This window comes from Chryseobacterium endophyticum (assembly GCF_056333165.1).
The window spans coordinates 83,029-101,806 of record NZ_JBWGXE010000009.1 but is presented as its reverse complement, the minus strand read 5'-3'; the positions used below and the strand labels follow the sequence as shown (position 1 = coordinate 101,806).

The 18,778-nt window shown below is 41.8% G+C and carries 16 protein-coding genes and 1 tRNA gene; 10 read left to right on the top strand and 7 right to left on the bottom strand.

Translation table 11 applies throughout. The annotated features are described in order from the left end of the window. Nucleotides 1-95 precede the first annotated feature (95 nt). From AC0N32_RS17480 to AC0N32_RS17470, 3 genes are all read left to right on the top strand, one after another. Nucleotides 96-1,628 carry an MFS transporter gene (locus tag AC0N32_RS17480; RefSeq protein WP_476395126.1) on the top strand — a complete coding sequence of 511 codons (1,533 nt, stop codon included), beginning with the start codon at nt 96-98 and terminating at the stop codon, nt 1,626-1,628. A gap of 300 nt (nt 1,629-1,928) precedes the next feature. Next, nucleotides 1,929-3,392, top strand: coding sequence for a tagaturonate reductase (locus AC0N32_RS17475; protein WP_476395125.1), 1,464 nt, complete (start codon nt 1,929-1,931; stop codon nt 3,390-3,392). 5 nt (nt 3,393-3,397) lie between these two features. After that, entirely contained in the window at nt 3,398-5,017 is a 1,620-nt protein-coding gene (locus AC0N32_RS17470) for a UxaA family hydrolase (protein ID WP_476395124.1), read from the top strand. A gap of 367 nt (nt 5,018-5,384) precedes the next feature. Here the strand turns inward: AC0N32_RS17470 and AC0N32_RS17465 are convergent, their stop codons facing one another. From AC0N32_RS17465 to AC0N32_RS17455, 3 genes are all read right to left on the bottom strand, one after another. Continuing rightward, nucleotides 5,385-5,834 (bottom strand): hypothetical protein, encoded by a 450-nt coding sequence (locus AC0N32_RS17465; protein ID WP_476395123.1) that lies wholly within the window; start codon nt 5,832-5,834, stop codon nt 5,385-5,387. A gap of 875 nt (nt 5,835-6,709) precedes the next feature. Continuing rightward, nucleotides 6,710-7,027, bottom strand: a complete 318-nt coding sequence (locus tag AC0N32_RS17460; RefSeq protein WP_476395122.1) for a nuclear transport factor 2 family protein — start codon at nt 7,025-7,027, stop codon at nt 6,710-6,712. A 21-nt stretch (nt 7,028-7,048) separates the two neighbouring features. Next, a complete protein-coding gene (locus AC0N32_RS17455; RefSeq protein ID WP_476395121.1) occupies nt 7,049-7,840 on the bottom strand; it encodes an SDR family oxidoreductase in 792 nt (263 codons plus the stop codon). Nucleotides 7,841-7,969: 129 nt separating this feature from the next. On the opposite strand from AC0N32_RS17455, the gene AC0N32_RS17450 reads away from it, so the two are divergent. The 4 genes from AC0N32_RS17450 (at nt 7,970) to AC0N32_RS17435 (ending at nt 12,609) form a co-directional block, all read left to right on the top strand. Continuing rightward, on the top strand, nt 7,970-8,377 hold the full coding sequence (locus tag AC0N32_RS17450; RefSeq protein ID WP_476395120.1) for a winged helix-turn-helix transcriptional regulator: 408 nt from the start codon (nt 7,970-7,972) through the stop codon (nt 8,375-8,377). 194 nt (nt 8,378-8,571) lie between these two features. After that, nucleotides 8,572-9,600, top strand: coding sequence for a LacI family DNA-binding transcriptional regulator (locus AC0N32_RS17445; protein WP_476395119.1), 1,029 nt, complete (start codon nt 8,572-8,574; stop codon nt 9,598-9,600). A 200-nt stretch (nt 9,601-9,800) separates the two neighbouring features. Further along, on the top strand, nt 9,801-11,372 hold the full coding sequence (locus AC0N32_RS17440; protein WP_476395118.1) for a BspA family leucine-rich repeat surface protein: 1,572 nt from the start codon (nt 9,801-9,803) through the stop codon (nt 11,370-11,372). Between the two features lie 583 nt (nt 11,373-11,955). Beyond that, a complete protein-coding gene (locus tag AC0N32_RS17435; RefSeq protein ID WP_476395117.1) occupies nt 11,956-12,609 on the top strand; it encodes a DUF4919 domain-containing protein in 654 nt (217 codons plus the stop codon). A gap of 81 nt (nt 12,610-12,690) precedes the next feature. On the opposite strand, the gene AC0N32_RS17430 is transcribed toward AC0N32_RS17435, so the two are convergent. Beyond that, nucleotides 12,691-13,071 (bottom strand): hypothetical protein, encoded by a 381-nt coding sequence (locus AC0N32_RS17430; protein WP_476395116.1) that lies wholly within the window; start codon nt 13,069-13,071, stop codon nt 12,691-12,693. A gap of 3 nt (nt 13,072-13,074) precedes the next feature. Beyond that, nucleotides 13,075-14,247: an FAD-dependent monooxygenase gene (locus AC0N32_RS17425; RefSeq protein ID WP_476395115.1), complete on the bottom strand. Its 1,173-nt coding sequence runs from the start codon at nt 14,245-14,247 to the stop codon at nt 13,075-13,077. 82 nt (nt 14,248-14,329) lie between these two features. Here AC0N32_RS17425 and AC0N32_RS17420 point away from each other — a divergent pair, with 82 nt between their 5' ends. Further along, complete coding sequence (locus AC0N32_RS17420) at nt 14,330-15,301, top strand: helix-turn-helix transcriptional regulator (RefSeq protein ID WP_476395114.1); 972 nt, start codon at nt 14,330-14,332, stop codon at nt 15,299-15,301. Between the two features lie 102 nt (nt 15,302-15,403). Here AC0N32_RS17420 and AC0N32_RS17415 read toward each other — a convergent pair. Then, nucleotides 15,404-15,483 (bottom strand) — tRNA-Leu (locus AC0N32_RS17415). A gap of 78 nt (nt 15,484-15,561) precedes the next feature. Beyond that, a complete protein-coding gene (locus AC0N32_RS17410) occupies nt 15,562-16,329 on the bottom strand; it encodes an MBL fold metallo-hydrolase (protein WP_476395113.1) in 768 nt (255 codons plus the stop codon). 53 nt (nt 16,330-16,382) lie between these two features. Between AC0N32_RS17410 and AC0N32_RS17405 the strand changes: the two genes are divergently transcribed. Both AC0N32_RS17405 and AC0N32_RS17400 read left to right on the top strand, forming a co-directional pair. Beyond that, nucleotides 16,383-17,810 carry a TonB-dependent receptor gene (locus tag AC0N32_RS17405; protein WP_476395112.1) on the top strand — a complete coding sequence of 476 codons (1,428 nt, stop codon included), beginning with the start codon at nt 16,383-16,385 and terminating at the stop codon, nt 17,808-17,810. Nucleotides 17,811-17,825: 15 nt separating this feature from the next. Beyond that, nucleotides 17,826-18,275 (top strand): GAF domain-containing protein, encoded by a 450-nt coding sequence (locus AC0N32_RS17400; protein ID WP_476395111.1) that lies wholly within the window; start codon nt 17,826-17,828, stop codon nt 18,273-18,275. Nucleotides 18,276-18,778: the final 503 nt, after the last annotated feature.

The following is an 18,778-nucleotide window of genomic DNA, read 5'->3' as shown; positions in this document are numbered from 1 at the left end:
GTCTCTGCTATGTGAAACGCCTTTGCGAACCTTTGCGTTCAAACCAACCAACAGTAAAAATTAAACCAACAGCCAACTAATTCAAAAAAATAAATATGAGTTCAGTTAAATCCCTAAAACCGACGAATTTCAGATGGACGATCTGCGTTTTGCTGTTCATTGCCACCACGATCAATTATCTGGACCGTCAGGTTTTATCATTAACATGGAAAGATTTTATCGCTCCCGAATTTCACTGGAACAACAACGACTATGGAAATATCACGGCTTTATTTTCCATTTTCTATGCGATAGGAATGCTTTTCGCAGGAAAATTTGTCGACTTCATGGATACCAAAAAAGGTTTTCTTTGGGCTATCGGAATCTGGTCGGTAGGTGCTATTTTACACGCTTTCTGCGGAATCGCAACATCGGGAATCCTTACCGGAAACTGGATGGCCGGTTTTCACGGTTCCAAAGAATTGATCGCGAAAGTTTCCAATACTTCTGCCATTATCAGCACCAGTGTTTCGCTGTTTATTTTTGCGCGTTTCGTGTTGGCTATTGGGGAAGCCGGGAATTTTCCCGCAGCCATTAAAACAACGGCCGAATATTTTCCCAAGAAAGACAGGGCCTTCTCTACCAGCATCTGGAATGCCGGGGCTACCGTAGGTGCTTTGGCAGCCCCTGTTACCATTCCTTTTATTGCAAAATCAATGGGGTGGGAATGGGCATTCATCATTATTGGGGCGTTAGGATTTGTATGGATGGGCCTTTGGGTATTCTACTATAAAAAACCGCACGACCACCATAAAGTGAATGAGCATGAGCTTACTTACATCCAGCAGGATCAGGAAGAAGTGCTTGTGGAAACGGAGAGAGAGACCGTGGAAGAAAGAAAATTTACCTACCGGGAATGTTTCAGCTACAGACAGACGTGGGCATTTGCCTTCGGGAAATTTATGACCGATGGGGTGTGGTGGTTCTTTCTCTTCTGGACACCGGCTTATTTAAGTTCGGTCTATAAAATGGACTCCACCCAAAGTGCATTTCCGCTGTTTGTCCTGTACATGATCACATTATTCTCAATTATCGGGGGATGGCTTCCGAAATATTTTGTGGAAAAGAAAGGAATGAACGCTTACTCCGGAAGGATGAAAGCCATGCTGATCTTTGCATTTTTCCCACTCTTAGCATTATTGGCGCAGCCTTTGGGCTCTATCACATACTGGATTCCTGTGCTCATCATCGGAGTTGCCGGAGCAGCCCATCAGGCCTGGTCGGCTAATATTTTCTCGACCGTCGGCGATATGTTCCCAAAAAAAGCCATCGCTACCATCACCGGAATCGGAGGAATGGCAGGCGGAATCGGATCATTTTTAATTAATATATCCTCAGGTATTTTATTCGATCATGCCCATAAAGCGTGGACAACCGTGGATGGAACTCCTTTATTGGAAAAATATCCGGAATACATCAACGAAAGATTGCCGGACAAATTCTTCGAGCAGCTGGAAAAATCCGGAGCCGTAGTCGTGGACGGAATCGACAAAGGATACATGATTATCTTCTCGATCTGTGCCGTAGCATACCTCATCGCGTGGGCAGTGATGAAAACATTAGTCCCGAAATATAAAGTAATCAAATAACTGGATCTGAGGAAGTACAAAAAACAATGATGTCATCGCTAAGTAAAAACCTTACGTTTAAATTAAGAACCCAACTGTTAATAAAAGAACTCTGCGTTCTCTGCTAAGTGAAACGCCTTTGCGAACTTAAAATATGCAGTGCGAATTTAAAAAAAACTAAGCGGCCTCTGCTTTCAACCCCAATCATTAAGGTGATTTAAGAAGTTAAGAATAATAAAATCGTAAGCAGTTAAAAAACCTTTGCGGCCTCTGCGTTCAAAAAAGCACAGCGCAAACCAACCCCGCAATAAAAATTAGAAAATGGAAAATCAGATAAAACAAAAACTAAATCGTGAATTAATAAATGCTCAGGAAAAACTTCCCATTAAAATTGTACAGTTTGGCGGAGGAAATTTCATGAGAGGATTCACCGATTATGTGATTGACAGGTTAAATAAAGAAACCGGATTCAATGCCGGAATAGTAAATGTTCAGCCGACGCCGAACGGTTCGGTTCATAAGCTGGAAGAACAGAATAATGTATATACCCTTTTCACCAGAGGAATCAAAAAAGGAGAAATTATTGACGAAAAGCAGATCATTTCTGCCATTCAGAAATCTGTGAATCCATATACAAACTATGATGAATTCTTGGCGCTGGCCAAAGAAGAAGAGCTGGAGTTTATTTTTTCCAACACTACGGAAACCGGAATTGCGTACGACGAATCAGAAAATTCTTATACAGGTCCGCACAAAAATTTTCCTGCGAAAGTAACAGTTCTGTTACATGAAAGATTCAAACATTTTAACGGGGCAGAAGATAAAGGACTGAGAATTATTCCGTGTGAACTGATCGAAGACAATGCGTTTGTCTTAAGAGATATTATTTTAAAATATGCAACACTTTGGAATTTAGAAGAAAGCTTTGCCCAGTGGATCGATGAAAACAACTATTTCCACAATACTTTGGTAGACAGAATCGTTCCGGGGTATCCGAAAGACGATGCAGAATCTTACGAAGATCAGCTGGATTATGAAGACCGGATGATGGTGGTTTCCGAAACTTTCCTCTTATGGGTTATTCAGGATGCCGGAAATTTAAATGAAAGAATTCCTTTCAACAAGATCAACGAACAGATTTTAGTGGTTGATGATATTCAGCCCTACCGTCTGAGAAAAGTCAGAATTCTGAATGGCGGGCATACTTTGATGCTGGCTCCTGCAATTTTAGCTGGAAAAGAAACCGTAAAGGACTCCATTGATAACGAATTTATCGGTAAATTTTTAAGCGATTCTATCTTTAATGAAGTTAATCAGACTTTAGGTCTGGATGAAACAGAATTAAAAAAATTCGCGGAAGAAGTTTTCGACAGATTCAGAAATCCTTTCATTAAACATCATCTGGCAAGCATCGCTTTATATTTTGTATCTAAATTTAAAGTAAGAGTGCTTCCGAGTTTGTTAAAATATGTTGAAACCCACAATAAGCTACCTTTGAATTTAACATTCTCTTTGGCATGTTTAATCAGGTTCTACCAGGGAAGTTTTGGAGAAAAAACGCTTCCGTTGAATGATGAAGAAGCAATCATCAACAGATTCAAAGAAATCTGGACAAACGAAAATTACGGGAACATAGCAGAATTGGCATTAAGCGAAAAACGATTCTGGGACACAGATCTTACAGAGGTTGAAGGTTTAAAAGCAGCCGTTTCCAAAGCACTGTACGAGATCGATCATCATGATATGGAAACAGCATATAACAATTTTGTAGAATTTAATTCTTAAAAATCATGCAAAAGAAAGTACTGAAAGTAAATCCTAAAGACAACGTCATTGTAGCGTTGGTGGATTTACCTGCCGGAGAATCGGTACATCTTGACGGTACAGATTATACGGTGGTCAAAGATATTAAAGCTAAACATAAATTCGCTGCCCAAGATTTTGAGGCCGGCGAGCAGATCATCATGTATGGTGTCATCGTCGGAAAAGCCAGCCAAACCATCAGAAAAGGAGAGGTGATCACCACGGAAAACGTAAAGCACCAGAGCGCAAAAGTGGAAGGCAAAACCGAAACCCTGGGCTGGAATCCACCCAATGCAGACAAATGGAAAGACCGTACTTTCATGGGCTATCACCGTGAGGACGGGCAGGTGGGAACAGAAAATGTCTGGTTATTCTTTCCTTTGGTATTCTGTGAAAACAAGAATATCGAAACCCTCAAAGACATCTTTGAAAAAGAACTACTGCACGAAAAAGCAAGCAAGCATCAGTTATTATTAAGATCATTATTAAATGGCGGTTCGGAAGCTGATGTTTCCGTGGAAGAGGAGCAAAACGATACAAGAGTATTCAAAAATATCGACGTAAGATTCATTACCCACCAGGGTGGTTGTGGGGGAATCCGTCAGGATGCCGAAGCGTTGGGAAGGCTGTTTGCAGGATATGTCAACAACCCGAATGTAGCGGGTGCTACCGTACTCAGCCTGGGTTGCCAGAATCTTCAGGTGCAGATCTTTATGGATGCGCTGCATGCTTTGGCCCCGGATAACAAAAAACCGATCGTCGTTTACGAACAGCAGAAATCGGGAACGATTGATGAGATGCTTACCGGCGTTATCAAAGATTCCTATGAAGGAATTAAACAGGCCAATCATATAGAAAGAAAACCGGCACCCATTACCAAACTGAACATCGGTTTGGAATGCGGAGGCTCCGATGGTTTTTCAGGAATTTCTGCCAACCCGGTTTTGGGGGAAGTTTCCGATATCATGGCTGCTGTGGGCGGTACCACCATGCTTGCCGAATTCCCGGAATTGTGTGGGGTAGAGCAGGAACTGGTCAACCGCTGCATCAATGATGAAGATGGTGTGAAATTCCTTCAGCTCATGAAAGATTTTGAAAAATCGGTCGTAGCAGCTGGCTCAGGCTTCGATATGAACCCGTCTCCCGGAAACATCAAAGACGGTCTCATTACCGATGCGATGAAATCTGCGGGTGCCGCCAAAAAGGGAGGTGCCGCGCCCATCGTTGAAGTGCTGGATTTTACAGAGTATGCCACAAAACCAGGCCTCAACCTTCTCTGTACGCCCGGAAACGACGCCGAATGTACCACGGCTTTGGTAGGATCAGGCGCAACCGTCGTCCTTTTTACCACAGGCCTCGGAACACCGATGGGGAATCCTATTGCCCCGGTCGTAAAGATTTCTTCTAATACCGCATTGGCAGAAAAAATGCCGGACATCATTGATTTTAATGCCGGAACCGTGATCAGCGGAGATAAAACCATCCCCGAAGCGGCAGATGAGCTGTTAGAATACATCATCCGGGTAGCCAGCGGCCAGGTCAAAACCAAAGCCGACTTACTGAATCAGAATGATTTCATTCCATGGAGACGTGGGGTCTCCCTGTAATGGGTTAATTATATTAAATATTAGGGTTGAAAATGCTTCCGGCTTCGGCGGGGAGCATTTTCTTTGTTTTGGAATAGGCATGAAGCGAATTTTGTAAAGAGCCAGGAGATTACTGATTTATTTTAAATTAAAATGAGCCTAGCTCTTTTAATTTAAAGTACATAAACCACCCCGTCAAAAATTCTTTGAATTTTTCCCACCCCTCCACAGGAGTGGAATTTAACTGGCTTCGATACAAAAGCTGGAATTTTCCTTCAAAAATTAAAACTAAATATGACCATTATAAAAGCGGGAAACGATTAAGACGGGGTGGTTATAAGAAAGTATTTGTAGAAAACGATTGATTTAATCGAGATATCGCCACCGTTTATTTCTCCGTCCGGTATGTTTTCTTTAAATGTTCTGTTTTCAGAATGTCACAACCTGAAACAAATATTCTGTACACCGGTCTTTCCAGTCCGTAATAGGGTATTTTATCTTCAAAATATTCGATGTCCAGGCGGTCTAATGTGTTTTTCAGGTCGGAGATTTTACGGATGTCAGCGGAAAAGCCGATACAATGGGTCTTCGCCCATCGGTCTGAAGTGATCTGATGAAAAGCATGCGCCACGATTTCCGCCTCGGTGTTGAAGGATTCCAAAGGCTCTTTCTTCCCCCGTTCCGTATAATACCAGGTAAAATGACCATCCGACTTTTCCATTCCAAAGCCTTCATAAATAGGATTTCCGTTAACGGAATAGCTGTTGAAATTGTAACAATGATCTTTCATCCATTGTTCAAGTTCAGGAATGGTCTTTGGTAAATCGTTTGTATCCATTGGTTGTTTTTATAAATATACATCCATAAAACGATGAAAACAACCGGAGCCGTCAGAAATTTTTTTGAATTTTCGCCGCCTTTTAAAAGATTGAAATTTAAATGCCTCTCTACAAAAGAGCAATTCCTTTCTGCGGATGAGTCGTATACTTTTTAGCAATATCCTTTTTCAACACATTCCACGTTCCGGACGTCAACCGACACGTCCGGAACGTGTCCGGACCCGTTCTTCACGCCTCCCGATACGTTCATCAGCGCTTCCGACCCGTTGCAGGACGTGTCGCGATACGTTCTTAACGGGTCTGGCAGGGTTCTCAACGGGGCGGTAGGGGTTAATAACGTCAAACGGTACGTTGCCAACCTCTCCCGACCGGTGAACAACGGGTCGCAAGGGATGAAAAATGTCTCCGGAGCTCCACCTAACGTCTCCGGACTGCTGAATAACGTTACCGAAAGGGTTAAAGACGGGGCCCGAGGGATAAATAACGTATCCGGAGGACTACAAAAGGTGTAAGACTGACCACAGGTTCAGCAGGCAAGAAGCTGTTCTAAAAGTCACGATAGTCATTTTTTGTAATCGCCACGATTTTATCTGATTTAAATAATGATTTTTATCGCACAGCGTAGGATTTGCTCCTCAGGAGCAATATCTGTGTAGATCAATATCAGCATCTTGTACCGGAACTCGTCGGAGTTCTATCTTATCATAGCACACTACCGCCTGCTTGCAATATTCCATTGTTTTTTTTCTGCTACACAGATTTTGATCCTCCGGAACATAAAAAATTACCGGTTCAATTTTCTGGCGTAAAAAAAGAGGCTTCCAATTTTTTGGATAGCCTCATGCTTTTAGAGATTATTTGATTCGTCTTTCTATTATCCCGTTATTTTCAATGATTGGATGAGTCCGTCTTTTAAGGTTAAATCATAAGACATTACGATCGGGCTGCCCGGGAAATTTCCGGAAACCTCGGCTTTCAGGATTTCTTCATTTTCCGAATATTCGAGAGGTTTCATGACGGCTCGGTAGTCGTTGTTGGCCTTTTCAATCCACTGTTCGATTTCTTTTCTTCCGGTGTGGGTTTTACTTTCATCAAAAACAACGGCGGTTTCTGAAAAACATTGGGCATAGCCTGCGCTGTCGAAACGGTTCTGTGTTTCAACCAAATCGGCGAGTACTTTTGGTAAGTTCATAACGATATATTTTTAAGGTTGTTAAATAGTAGGAACGGTTCCCCCGTCGATAACGAAATTGGTACCCGTTAGATAATCAGCCCGTGGTGAAACCAGAAAACCGACTAATTCTGCCACTTCCAGTGGTTCGGCAGGTCTTCCGAAAGGGATTCCGCCCAATGCATCCATTACGCTTTGCTGTGCTTCTTCCACCGTACTGTTTGCCTTTCTGGCGATTTCACCCAACCAGGCTTTCGAGGCCGTTGTGTTGATCCATCCCGGGGAAACCGTAAGCACACGCACCCCTTTTGGTGTCACTTCATTTGACAGGCTTTTGCTGTAGTTGATTAATCCTGCTTTTGCACTTGCGTACGGCAGTGTAGAATTGTACAAAGGAAGTTTACCCTGGATCGAAGCAATATGAATGATAACACCGCTTTTCCGCTCAATCATTTGGGGTAAAAATCCCCGGTCAAGCCTTACCGGTGCAAGCAGATTCGCCTGTAAGGTAGATTCCCAGTCTTCATCGCTGAGCACCGCAAAACCGCCCGCCGGTGTTTCGGATGAACCAAGATTATTGACCAGGATATCAAGCCTTCCATAAGTCGACAAGACTTTGTCGATGATGTGCTTTGCTTCTTCCGGTTTACTTAAATCAGCGGCCATAAAATGAAAGTTGGGATTTTCATTTTCCGGCGCGTTTCTGGCGGTGATAATCACCGTGGCTCCGGCTTGTAAGAGTCTTTCGGCAATGGCCCGTCCTGCTCCTTTGGTACCTCCGGTCACTAAGGCAATCTTGCCCGATAATTCATTGTTGAAATTAAATTGTTCCATTTTTTTAAGAATTGTTATAGGCCAAAATTGAGGTATAAAAACAGTTTGCACAAGTACGGAATTACGATTCATATAGGGATAAATTGATCCCCTATTGCGTAAATTGAAGCATACGTTTAATTTTGCAATATGTACGAGAGAAAAATAATTCCCAACCTCAACTGCGGACTGGATCTGATCGGTGAAGTGCTTTACGGCAAATGGAAAATCCGTTTGCTGTGGTTTATCAATGAGGGACATAAAAGACCCAGCGAACTGCAGCGCAAAATACCGGACGCTTCCCGCAGGGTTTTAAATGTACAGCTGAAGGAACTGGAAGATCACGAACTGATCTCAAAGATCATCTACCCGGTTGTTCCCCCGAAAGTAGAGTATAGCCTTACCGAATTTGGCAAAAGCCTGATTCCCGTTGTGAGTGCATTAGGCCAGTGGGGCGATCAGCATCAGGACCGTTTAAGAACGCTGATTATTAATAGAATCAACGGATCTTCAGCGCAGGAGGAAGGATTAAATATTCCGTCGGGAAACGAAGAATAGGAATACGGCTTTATGATCGATCCGGGTTTGATTCAGGATCGTAAAAAAAATCATCATCCTTATTTTTAACCGGGTTTGGACTGCTTATTTTTAAATGTCATATAAAATGCATAATTTCCTTTATGGTAGACATAATTTGATTAAATTTACGTCAATAATGCACATTCATTTAGAGACATAACTCAGAACCCCGTATGAATAAGAAAAATGCCACCATCTATGATATTTCGAAGAAGCTAAACGTAAGTGTGGCAACTGTTTCAAGAGCCCTTAACAATCATCCCCGGATAAGCCAGGCCACCAAAGACCTGGTTACCAAAACGGCAAAGGAGATGAATTATAAGCAGAACAATCTGGCCAAAGCTTTGAAAAGCGGGGAAACCAAAAATGTCGGCATTATCGTTCCCTTCGTCAATACCAATTTCTTTTCCTCCGTGATCCGCGGGATAGAAGAAGAGCTTTCCCCTTTCGGTTATCATGTGATCATCTGCCAGAGCCACGAAGACGTGAATATTGAGAAAAGACATCTGAATACCCTCTTAAATGCGCAGGTCGACGGGATCTTTATGTCGGTATCCAAAACCACGATTGATACGGCTCATATTCAGAGCATACTCGATACCACCAATACCCCGATTATATTTTTTGACCGTAAGAAAGATATTTCGGGCATCAGCACGGTAACTATTGATGATTACCGGGGCGGCTACCTAGCAACAGAACATCTGATCAAGGAAGGATACAAGAATATCTGCCACTTTTCAGGGGATCTGAATCTTGAAATTTATCAGAACCGTCTGAATGGGTATAAGCAAGCACTGATCGATCATGACTTTCAGGTAAAAGAGGAAAATATCATGGCTACGGGCAGTTCTATTGAAGCGGGTATTGAGGCCATTAAAAAGCTTTGGGACAGGAAATCCGTTCCGGATGCCATCTTTTCAGCGAGTGATTTTGCTGCGCTGGGCGCCTGCCAGGAATTAAAGAAGAAAAAAATTAAAATCCCGCAGGAAGTGGCTGTGATCGGTTTTTCCAACGAGCCTTTTACCCAGTTTATGGAGCTGCCGATCAGTTCGGTTGATCAGACTCCTGTGATGATGGGGAAAATGGCAGGCCAGGTATTTCTTGAAAATGTAAAAGAAAACGGCTCGGGTATTTCCATCGAGAAGAAGGTTGTTCTTGCGCCGCAGTTGTACATCCGGAAATCTTCAAAACGAAAGTAAGATTTTATTCAGTATAATTCCTGATAATTTTCAGCGTCATGGCTTGATGTAAAGATCGATCGCGCCATTCTGTAAAGTTTAAAAATAAACCTTTACCTATTTGTCCGTAAAAATATAATGCAGGAATAAAGTAATTTATGCTCGCCGGATTTGGTGAGTTTTTTTATTTTACTTACTTTTATAATTCACAAAATATTGATATGTTTAGAAAAATTTTAGTCTTTATTTCCGTTGTTTTTTCTGTGATAGCCAATGCTCAGGATGAGTTCATCACCGTCTGGCAGCCCGGAATTGTTTCAACTCCTGCGGTACTTGTCAATGCTCCTTTTCAGGCGGATGCCAACCAGATCTGGTTTCCCGGGACCGGACAAAATTATACGATCCGGTGGGAAGAAATAGGTTTTCCGCAGCATTCCGGGGTTATGGACAATGTAACTTCCAGCGGCCAGGTCCTGATCGACTTCGGCAAACCTTCAAGAGAGGACGGTTCCAACCCTACCTACCGTGTGAAGGTTTCAAACGGTAACGGTGTTTTTCAGAAGATACAGTTTGCCACCCACCAGGTGCTGAATTTTAATTTTGAAGTTCTTGTGCCCTCATTACAGATGAAAGGCAGCGCAGATAAACTTCTGAACATCGAGCAGTGGGGAAATATTGAATGGACTTCTATGAACGCTGCATTTGCCAATTGCCAGAGGGTTGAAATGACGGCCTCAGACTCACCGGACCTCAGCAATGTTACCGATGCATCGTTAATGTTTTACAGAGCAAATAGTTTTGCCGGAAATGATTTTATGCAGAACTGGGATACCTCAACCATTGAGAATTTCAGTTTTATGTTTGCGCTGCAGCATATTCCGGGAATGATCTATTCTCCTGATCTCGGTCTATTCAATCCGCCCAACTTAAATAAATGGAACATGTCTTCAGCCACCAACCTCAGCTATATGTTTGGAGGAAGAGATGTTTTTAATCAGGACATCAGTTCATGGGATGTCTCTCATGTATTTACGACCGCATGGATGTTTATTTCCTGCAGTAGTTTTAACCAGCCCCTTAACAGCTGGAATACTTCAAGTCTAAAGTACATGTATAATATGTTTTTTTCGGCATCGGCATTTAATCAGCCACTGAATAATTGGGACACCTCCGAAGTGTTGAATATGGGTGGTGTTTTCAGCGGTGCTCAAGCCTTTAATCAGCCTCTGGAAATGTGGGATGTCAGCAATGTAAAAAAAATGACTTCCATGTTTGCCAATGCGGCTTCTTTCAATCAGTCACTCGGCAACTGGAATATCTCCTCCCTGGAATTTGCAAAACAAATCTTCGTAATGTCCGGGATGAGCTGTGAGAATTACAGTAAAACACTTGCCGGATGGGCAGATCATCCGGATACCCCGGATAATATCGACCTGGGGGTGCTACAGCCTTTACAGTATGCCGCTAACGTTATTCCCAAAAGAGATCTGTTAATCGGTAAAGGCTGGCTATTTTTAGAAGATATTGTAGGAAGCTGCGTGTTGAAAACTGCTGAAACTCCTTTTTCAGCCGATCTAAACATCTATCCCAATCCGGTTACGGACTTTATTTATATAAAGAACCTGAAAAGTTCAAATGCCAATTATAAAATTTTCGATGCCAGCGGCAGGATTTATGATGAGAACATTCTGAATCAGGATAAGATTGATGTCCGTAATCTTGTTCCGGGAAATTATATTTTGCAGCTTACGACAAAAGGGAAAATACAGTCTTTTAAATTCATCAGACAATAAAACCAAAGGGGCTGCCGAACTGTTGTTGGCCTCAGTTTTTTTACGTCTTATCACGGAATGATCAATTAATTAAAATCCGGGTCAGGATTGAAATGCCTTTGACAAATAAAGCAAACGGTCTGGTTTTTATTAAAAATCAGATTGCATTAAGCTAAAACAGGGTTGTTTGAATTAAAATAACATTGACAAGCATTACAAACAACCTTGTTTTAGTTAAAATTCAAATTGCATTAAGCTGAAACACGGTTGTTTGGATTAAAATGCAATTTACAAACATTACAAACAACCTTGTTTTAGTTAAAATTCAAATTGCATTAAACTGAAACAGGGTTGTTTGGATTAAAATGCAATTTACAAACATTACAAAAGCCCTGTTTCATTTAAAATTCAAAATGATATTAGTAATATAACCGGCAGATAATGCCAACTTTTAAGTCCGATATCCTGATAAAAACAAGTCTTGATCAATCTTCATGACCTTTCACTTCTGCTAAATATTTCCGACTTTTATACTTCATATTATTGATCCCAATATGTATCTTTGAAGGACTATGAAAACAGTGACTTTACAAATAGTTTAAATATGAAAAAACTAATCTTAACCCTACTTCTGAATCTGTTTTTTACCTTTTCCTACGGGCAAATCAATACGGAATTAATAAAGAAAAATGTAATTGATGATCCCCAGGAAAATTTTTATAACCTTTTGGATATTTTCAAGGTACACCCTTCCGATCTTACGCAGGAACAACTGAACCAACTGTATTACGGAAGCAAGTTTATAAAAATGGAGTATACCATCGGTGATTACAACAGGGAATCGGGAACATTCTGGAAACCAGCCCAAAAAAGAATACCTAAAAGTAAAGCCGAGAAAATGGTAGCGGAGGCAGAAATTAAATATTCAAAAAATCCCCTTAACAAAAATCTGCTGAAAGATATGATCAACATTTACCGGGCATTAAATCAAAATGAAAAAGCAGATCTATGTGAAAGGCAGGCTAACCTGATCAGCCAAACCATAGAAAAGAGCGGAGACGGAAAGAGTGAAGAGACTGCTATTTGTGTTTTATCTCAAGCGGAAGTATTGCAACAACTTGAAAAATTGGTTCAGACGGGATCAAGAGGCCCATTTGATCAGAAGATGAAACAATTATCAGACGGAAGTATTTTAACCATTTACAGAATCGGAAACCGGGAGGTATTTGTAAAATTAGTGGGAGGATTTTTTCTGTAAACTGCTCCCACTTGACTGATCTTCACCATTTCATGCAACCCTGTCTTACATTGCATCGCGTCAGATGCCATCATGTAAAAATCAATGCTGTTTTTGTTTAATTTTACCTCCGATCAAAACAAGGGGAAGGATTCCCGGAAGCAGTAATATCCAGAACCAGAACGGTTGAACGGTACTGATCCATAACCATATTACGATCAGGGTCATGCTGATCCCTACGATATATTGCTGTCTGTTTTCCCCGCCGCATAATGCAGTGACGAAACCTCCTGCGATACAACTGAGATAAACGCAGACTAATTTAATCACCAGCTGGATAATATCATCAGAAGTCAGGACGGATTTGTTAAAAAGCTGTAATGAAACCGGAAACAGAATTCCCTGTATTTTAGCAAGTGCCGAACTTAAAAGACCGATGGTTCCAAATCCGACGGGGACGGAAAGTATTGTTTTGAAGCTCATCAATTATAAAATTTTAAAATTCAACTGGTCTTCAGTGAGTACGATAGGATCGGTCATTATTTTCTGAAGCTCAATGTCGGATGCCGCCCTGAAGGTGCTGACAAACTGATCGAGGCGTTGCGCATCTGCCGGGATAAAAGATGAGGCGTTATTTCTGGCATTTTCCTGAAATTTACGGATGACCGGCTGCATCCATTGATTGTAATTACTGCAGGCGGGCCCCAGATCATCCGGATTTTCGCTGATAAAATGCGATAAGGCCTTTGCTCCGTAAATTGAAAGGGAAGCTCCCATTCCGGAAAGAGCCGTGGGGCAGTATCCGGCGTCACCCAGCAGGACCATATTTCCATTCACCAGGTTGTCTGCTTTTACCATTCCCATTTTGTCGACGAACATCATGCCTTTTTTAGTAAAGCCATTCAGAAGGTTCTTTACTTCAATGCTGTAATCACTAAAAGAGTTTTGCAGCAGTTCTGACGGTCTTTGTTTTATCGTTGCGAGATCACCGCTGTGGTGAATGTAACACTGGATGGCGATTTCGTCCTTCGCAATGGGATAGATGGAGAGCATTTTATTGACATCAATATAGATTTTAAAAGCACCTACAGGATAAGAATGTTCTGTCTGCAGTCTTCCACCCATATACAGCGTATTGAAGTCTTCCATTTGTGAACCGGTAAAATAACGTTCCCGCGTTGATGAACGTAAGCCTTCGGAAACAATAACGAGATCGGCCTCCATACCGCGCCCGTCGGAAAGTATTACGCTTGTCCTGCTATCTTTTGAGGTGACCTCTAAAATTGTAGTATCGAAAAGAATATTGACGTTATCTTTTATATGCTCATATAGAACCTGATGAAGTCCGCCACGTGAAATCAGTATCGAGCGTTCGATATTGTGGTTCATTTTTTCATAACTGAGGCTTTGAATAACCTGCTCATCTTTTTCTAAAAAGCTCACGACTTCGGATGGAGAAGATGCCGCCTGCAGTTGTTGCAGCAAGCCGAGTTCTTCCATGATCCGGATGCCAAAACTTTTTAGGGAAATCAGGAATCCTGCATTCGTAAAAGATAAAGCTCTGTCGATTACCGTGACCTGGTGTCCTTGTGCAGACAGTAATTTGGCGGCAGTTAATCCTGCAATGCCTCCACCTGATATTAAAATCTTCTTTTTCATGTATAAATTTTTAATGCTTATTGCAAAAATAGTTTTACATTTAAGTATAAAATAGTCCATTTCGGAATAAAAATAGTCTATAATGAATCTAGATGAGAATAGGAAACACATGCGTGAGCTCGCAGAGAAATTAGGGCTGCCCGCATCTGACTTTAGCAATACCTTGGATCTTTTGCATCTCAATGAGATTCATGTTGTGGATATGCTTCCGGAAATGCTGTTGATGATCCGCTCTGTGGTTGCAAAAGAGACGTTTACTTATAAAAGGAGACCGATAAATGCTGCAAAAAGGGGATTGCTTTTCTCTTTTCAAAATATTTTCAGCCATTCTTCAGATCATCAGGAAAAGCCGGATCATAACAAATCCATTCAGACTCCTCATGTGCGGATAACACCTTTCCATCAGGAAACTGAGGTGCTGTTTCCCAAAGGATCTGCGATTAATCAAATCACAATACTCATCGAACTCGATTTTCTTAAAAGTTTTTTAGGCAATGATCACAAGACTTTCGCCTATCTTTTCAGGGACGAAAAAACATTTCTTATTGAAGAATTTATGTCTCCGGAGATGGCCGCGCTTGTCAATGAGACTGCCGCAACTCCGAAATGGGGCAAGCTTTCTGAAGCACATTATAAATTGAAAGGATTAGAACTGCTTTACCTGCTTTTTAAAAACCTTTCCGAACGGCAGCAAGTTGTTCACCAGAACCTGAGAAGTGATGAAATAGCCGGCCTTTACCGTGTCAGGGATGCGGTTTCATTTTCGCTCGATCAGCCTTTGACACAGGATCGGCTGGTAAAAATCAGTGGCATGAATATACTTAAACTTAGGAAGCTTTTTACACAGGTTTTTGGAAAGGGCATTTATGAATATTGCCAATACTTAAGGATGCAGGAAGCAGCGAGACTGATGCGGGATAAACAGCTTTCCGTTTCTGAGACCGGATATCAGCTAGGCTTCACCAATCTGAGCTATTTCGGAAGGTTGTTTGAGCAACATTTCGGAATGAAGCCTAAAAAATGGAGTACCCAGCAACGTTTGAAAAAGATATGAGCCCGAATAATTACCTGTAAATTACAACCTAATCATTCTTTCTGAAGTTTTAGAGATAAAAAAAACCGGAAAGAAAGTGGAAGTCACCTTTTTCCGGTTTTGTACCCAGGACCGGGATCGAACCGGTACTCCTAAGAACTGGTGTTTGAGACCAGCGCGTCTACCAATTCCGCCACCTGGGCAAGTGTAACCTTTGTTTGAATCGGTGTGCAAATATAGAAACTTTTCTCAATACTCCAAAGCTTTTCAAAAGGATTTTTCTAAAAATTGATCTCCAGCCCGTCGTAGGCAAGGTGCATTCCGGCCGGAAGTAGTTTGTCTTCAACATCATGCAGCCCAAAATGATGGCTGAGGTGGGTCAAAAATAATTGCTTAGGTTTTAGCTCCTCAAGTAGTTTGATGGCATCCGGAAGAATAAAATGGGCAGGATGCGGATCAAATTTCCGGATGCAATTGATGATAAGGGTATCCAGATTCTGTAATTTTTCCTTTTCCGTATCTGAAATAAACCCGGCATCGGTAATATAAGCCAGGTTTTTAAACTTATATCCGAAGGCCGTAATTTTAAAATGAATCACTTCAACCGGCGTAATTTCCGTATCCAGAACCGTGAAAGGCTGATTTTCAATTTCGTGCAACTCAAAAGCGGGTGCACCAGGATATCTTACATCGGCAAAGGCATAGGGAAAGCGTTTTTTAACCTCATTTCCGACCCTTGAATAGCAGTACAAAGGCATATCCTTTCCCGTTTTGAAAATCAGCGGGCGCATATCGTCAAGACCGATCACATGGTCGTTGTGCTCGTGGGTAAGCAGGGCAATATCAACGTGGTTTTCTTTATGGGTAAGCATCTGCTGCCGGAAATCGGGCCCGCAGTCGATCAGGATTTTCCTGTTTTTATCAGTAGTTACCATCACAGAAGACCGCAACCGGTTGTCTTTCGGATTTTCCGATGTGCATACTTCGCAGGTGCAGCCGATCACGGGTACGCCCTGGGATGTTCCCGTTCCTAAAAATTTCAACTTCATTTCTTTTGAGGTTGGTTTAATTTTGGTAAATTTACGAAAAATTTAATGTCCTAATGTATCAGAAACTAACTCCTAAACAAAAAGCATTAACAATTAATCTAGATCCTACTATTTATGGTACTTTCGCGGAAATTGGAGCAGGGCAGGAGACTGTTCGGCACTTTTTTAGAGCAGGGGGAGCTTCCGGTACAATCGCTAAGGCCATGTCGGCTTACGACAAAGATTTTAGTGATGCCATCTACGGAAAAGAAGTAAAAAACAGGTACGTTACCCAAAACCGTCTTCGGAAAATGCTTCGTTATGAAGTGGCTTTGATTGAAGAGCGAATTTCCAGGGAAAACAATCCGAACCGAAAGTTCTTTTCCTACGCCAACACCGTTACCACCATTAATTTTGATAAAACTGTTAAAGGCCACGGATGGGTAGGCATCCGTTTTCAGGTAAAAGAAAACGAAGATTACAATGAAATTGTTATTCACGTTAAGTTTAAAGAAAATGATGCCACGCTACAGCAGGAAACTTTAGGAAATCTTGGGGTCAATCTTATTTTTGGAGCGTTTCATTATTATGATAACCCGAGAAATCTGGTAGAATCTCTTTACGATGAAGTAGCGAAGGACAATCTGGAGATCGACATGATCGATTTCAGCGGTCCGGCTTTTGAATACGTCGATAACCGGCTGATGTCTTTACAGCTTGTAAAACATGGAATGACGGATGCCGTGATCTTTAATTCGGAAGGGAACAACATGCTTCCTGCCGATATTTTATACAAGAAAAATATTTTCGCGGTACGGGGAAGTTTCAGGCCGGTGACCAAGGTGAACATCGATATGCTGAAAAACGGGATGGACATGTTCCTGAAAGATTCAGCATGTAGTCCGGACGATACAGAAGTGCTGATCGAAATTACCATTTCCAATCTTCGTGCAGACGGTGATATTGATGAAAGGGATTTCCTGGACAGGGTCGATGTATTGGGCAAACTAGGGTATACGGTGATCATTTCCAATTATTCGGAATATTACCGGCTGATCGATTATTTCGCTTCGTACACCAGCGGAAATATCGGGGTCGCCATGGGGGTGAACAACCTGTTGATGGTATTCGACGAAAAATATTATAAGAATCTTTCAGGGGGAATCCTGGAGGCTTTCGGTAAATTTTTCAGAAACGGACTTAGGGTATATCTGTATCCTTACAAAGATCCGGAGACGCATGAATTGCTGAATTCTGATACCTTAAAAGTAGAAGAAAATTTAAAGGAACTGTATAAATACTTCAAGCATAACGAGCGTATTGTAGACATCACCAACTACAATCCTGAGTTTCTGGAGATTTATTCAAGAGATATTTTAAAGAAAATAGGCTGCAACATCAAAGGCTGGGAGACACAGGTTCCTGAAGGCGTTGCGGAAATGATAAAGGAACGCGGAATGTTCGGCTATAAAGAAGAACTTTCGCTGAAACAATTCTCTTAAAAACAACAAAATACAATGTCAGAATTAAAGAAAAGACTTTTGTCAATACTGGAAAGTCCGAAACATAACACCGAAGAAAAATTGGAGAAAGTCTGTCACCTGCTGGATCAGGAAATTTCCTATTTCAACTGGACGGGTTTTTATTTTAAAAACGGGGGCAAAGACGAGCTGAAGCTGGGTCCTTACGTGGGCGCACCTACCGACCACACCATCATTCCTTACGGAAAAGGAATTTGCGGACAGGTCGCAGTTTCCAATGAAACATTTGTGGTTCCCGATGTGCACGAAGAAAGCAATTACCTGAGCTGCTCCATCGATACCAAAGCGGAAATCGTCGTTCCGATCTTCAAAGACGGGCAAAACATCGGCCAGATCGACATCGATTCCCACACCATCGATCCGTTTACGGCAGAAGACCGCGAGTTGCTGGAATGGCTTTGTAACGAAGTTTCCAAAATTTTGTAACAACCGTCTTCAATGAAAAATAAACACTCCGACTCTCCACCGAGCCGGAGTTTTTGTTTCTATGACGATAATACCCATCACCCTCAAACTTTTCAGGAGCTGTTTCCGGCTATCCACTCTTACTCCTCGCGCCGCCACGATGGCCTTCGCCTGCTGTGGGGTAACCGTTTCTATCCGGGCTAGGGCATTTGTCGGGAGATTTGGCGTTGCGGCAAAATTGGGAAATCGGTCATTCTCAGACCACCCCTGTTAAAAATTCTGAAAGAATTTTTAACACCCCTCCAAAGAGTGGAATTTATGGTCTCTGTCAATCAATAGATTACCTGAAATTAAACAGTGTAATAATTAAAACGTTACTATTCTCCCACAGATTTACACAGATTTTCAAAAAAGTTTGCCTATTTATAGAGGTTAAATTTTCGTAACAGCACCTTGTTTGTCCATCCCGTAGGGATCTAACCATCATATTAGAGAATCGCTCGGCTTAGTTTGTCCTGTCTTTA

Excerpts from the sequence above, each read along its gene's own strand:
- AC0N32_RS17410 (WP_476395113.1), bottom strand. The coding sequence starts at position 16,329 with ATGAAGTTGAAATTTTTAGGAACGGGAACATCCCAGGGCGTACCCGTG.
- AC0N32_RS17435 (WP_476395117.1), top strand. The coding sequence starts at position 11,956 with ATGAAAAAACTAATCTTAACCCTACTTCTGAATCTGTTTTTTACCTTT.
- AC0N32_RS17470 (WP_476395124.1), top strand. The coding sequence starts at position 3,398 with ATGCAAAAGAAAGTACTGAAAGTAAATCCTAAAGACAACGTCATTGTA.
- AC0N32_RS17420 (WP_476395114.1), top strand. The coding sequence starts at position 14,330 with ATGAATCTAGATGAGAATAGGAAACACATGCGTGAGCTCGCAGAGAAA.
- AC0N32_RS17440 (WP_476395118.1), top strand. The coding sequence starts at position 9,801 with ATGTTTAGAAAAATTTTAGTCTTTATTTCCGTTGTTTTTTCTGTGATA.
- AC0N32_RS17405 (WP_476395112.1), top strand. The coding sequence starts at position 16,383 with ATGTATCAGAAACTAACTCCTAAACAAAAAGCATTAACAATTAATCTA.
- AC0N32_RS17445 (WP_476395119.1), top strand. The coding sequence starts at position 8,572 with ATGAATAAGAAAAATGCCACCATCTATGATATTTCGAAGAAGCTAAAC.
- AC0N32_RS17460 (WP_476395122.1), bottom strand. The coding sequence starts at position 7,027 with ATGAACTTACCAAAAGTACTCGCCGATTTGGTTGAAACACAGAACCGT.
- AC0N32_RS17425 (WP_476395115.1), bottom strand. The coding sequence starts at position 14,247 with ATGAAAAAGAAGATTTTAATATCAGGTGGAGGCATTGCAGGATTAACT.
- AC0N32_RS17430 (WP_476395116.1), bottom strand. The coding sequence starts at position 13,071 with ATGAGCTTCAAAACAATACTTTCCGTCCCCGTCGGATTTGGAACCATC.
- AC0N32_RS17400 (WP_476395111.1), top strand. The coding sequence starts at position 17,826 with ATGTCAGAATTAAAGAAAAGACTTTTGTCAATACTGGAAAGTCCGAAA.
- AC0N32_RS17455 (WP_476395121.1), bottom strand. The coding sequence starts at position 7,840 with ATGGAACAATTTAATTTCAACAATGAATTATCGGGCAAGATTGCCTTA.
- AC0N32_RS17480 (WP_476395126.1), top strand. The coding sequence starts at position 96 with ATGAGTTCAGTTAAATCCCTAAAACCGACGAATTTCAGATGGACGATC.
- AC0N32_RS17450 (WP_476395120.1), top strand. The coding sequence starts at position 7,970 with ATGTACGAGAGAAAAATAATTCCCAACCTCAACTGCGGACTGGATCTG.
- AC0N32_RS17475 (WP_476395125.1), top strand. The coding sequence starts at position 1,929 with ATGGAAAATCAGATAAAACAAAAACTAAATCGTGAATTAATAAATGCT.
- AC0N32_RS17465 (WP_476395123.1), bottom strand. The coding sequence starts at position 5,834 with ATGGATACAAACGATTTACCAAAGACCATTCCTGAACTTGAACAATGG.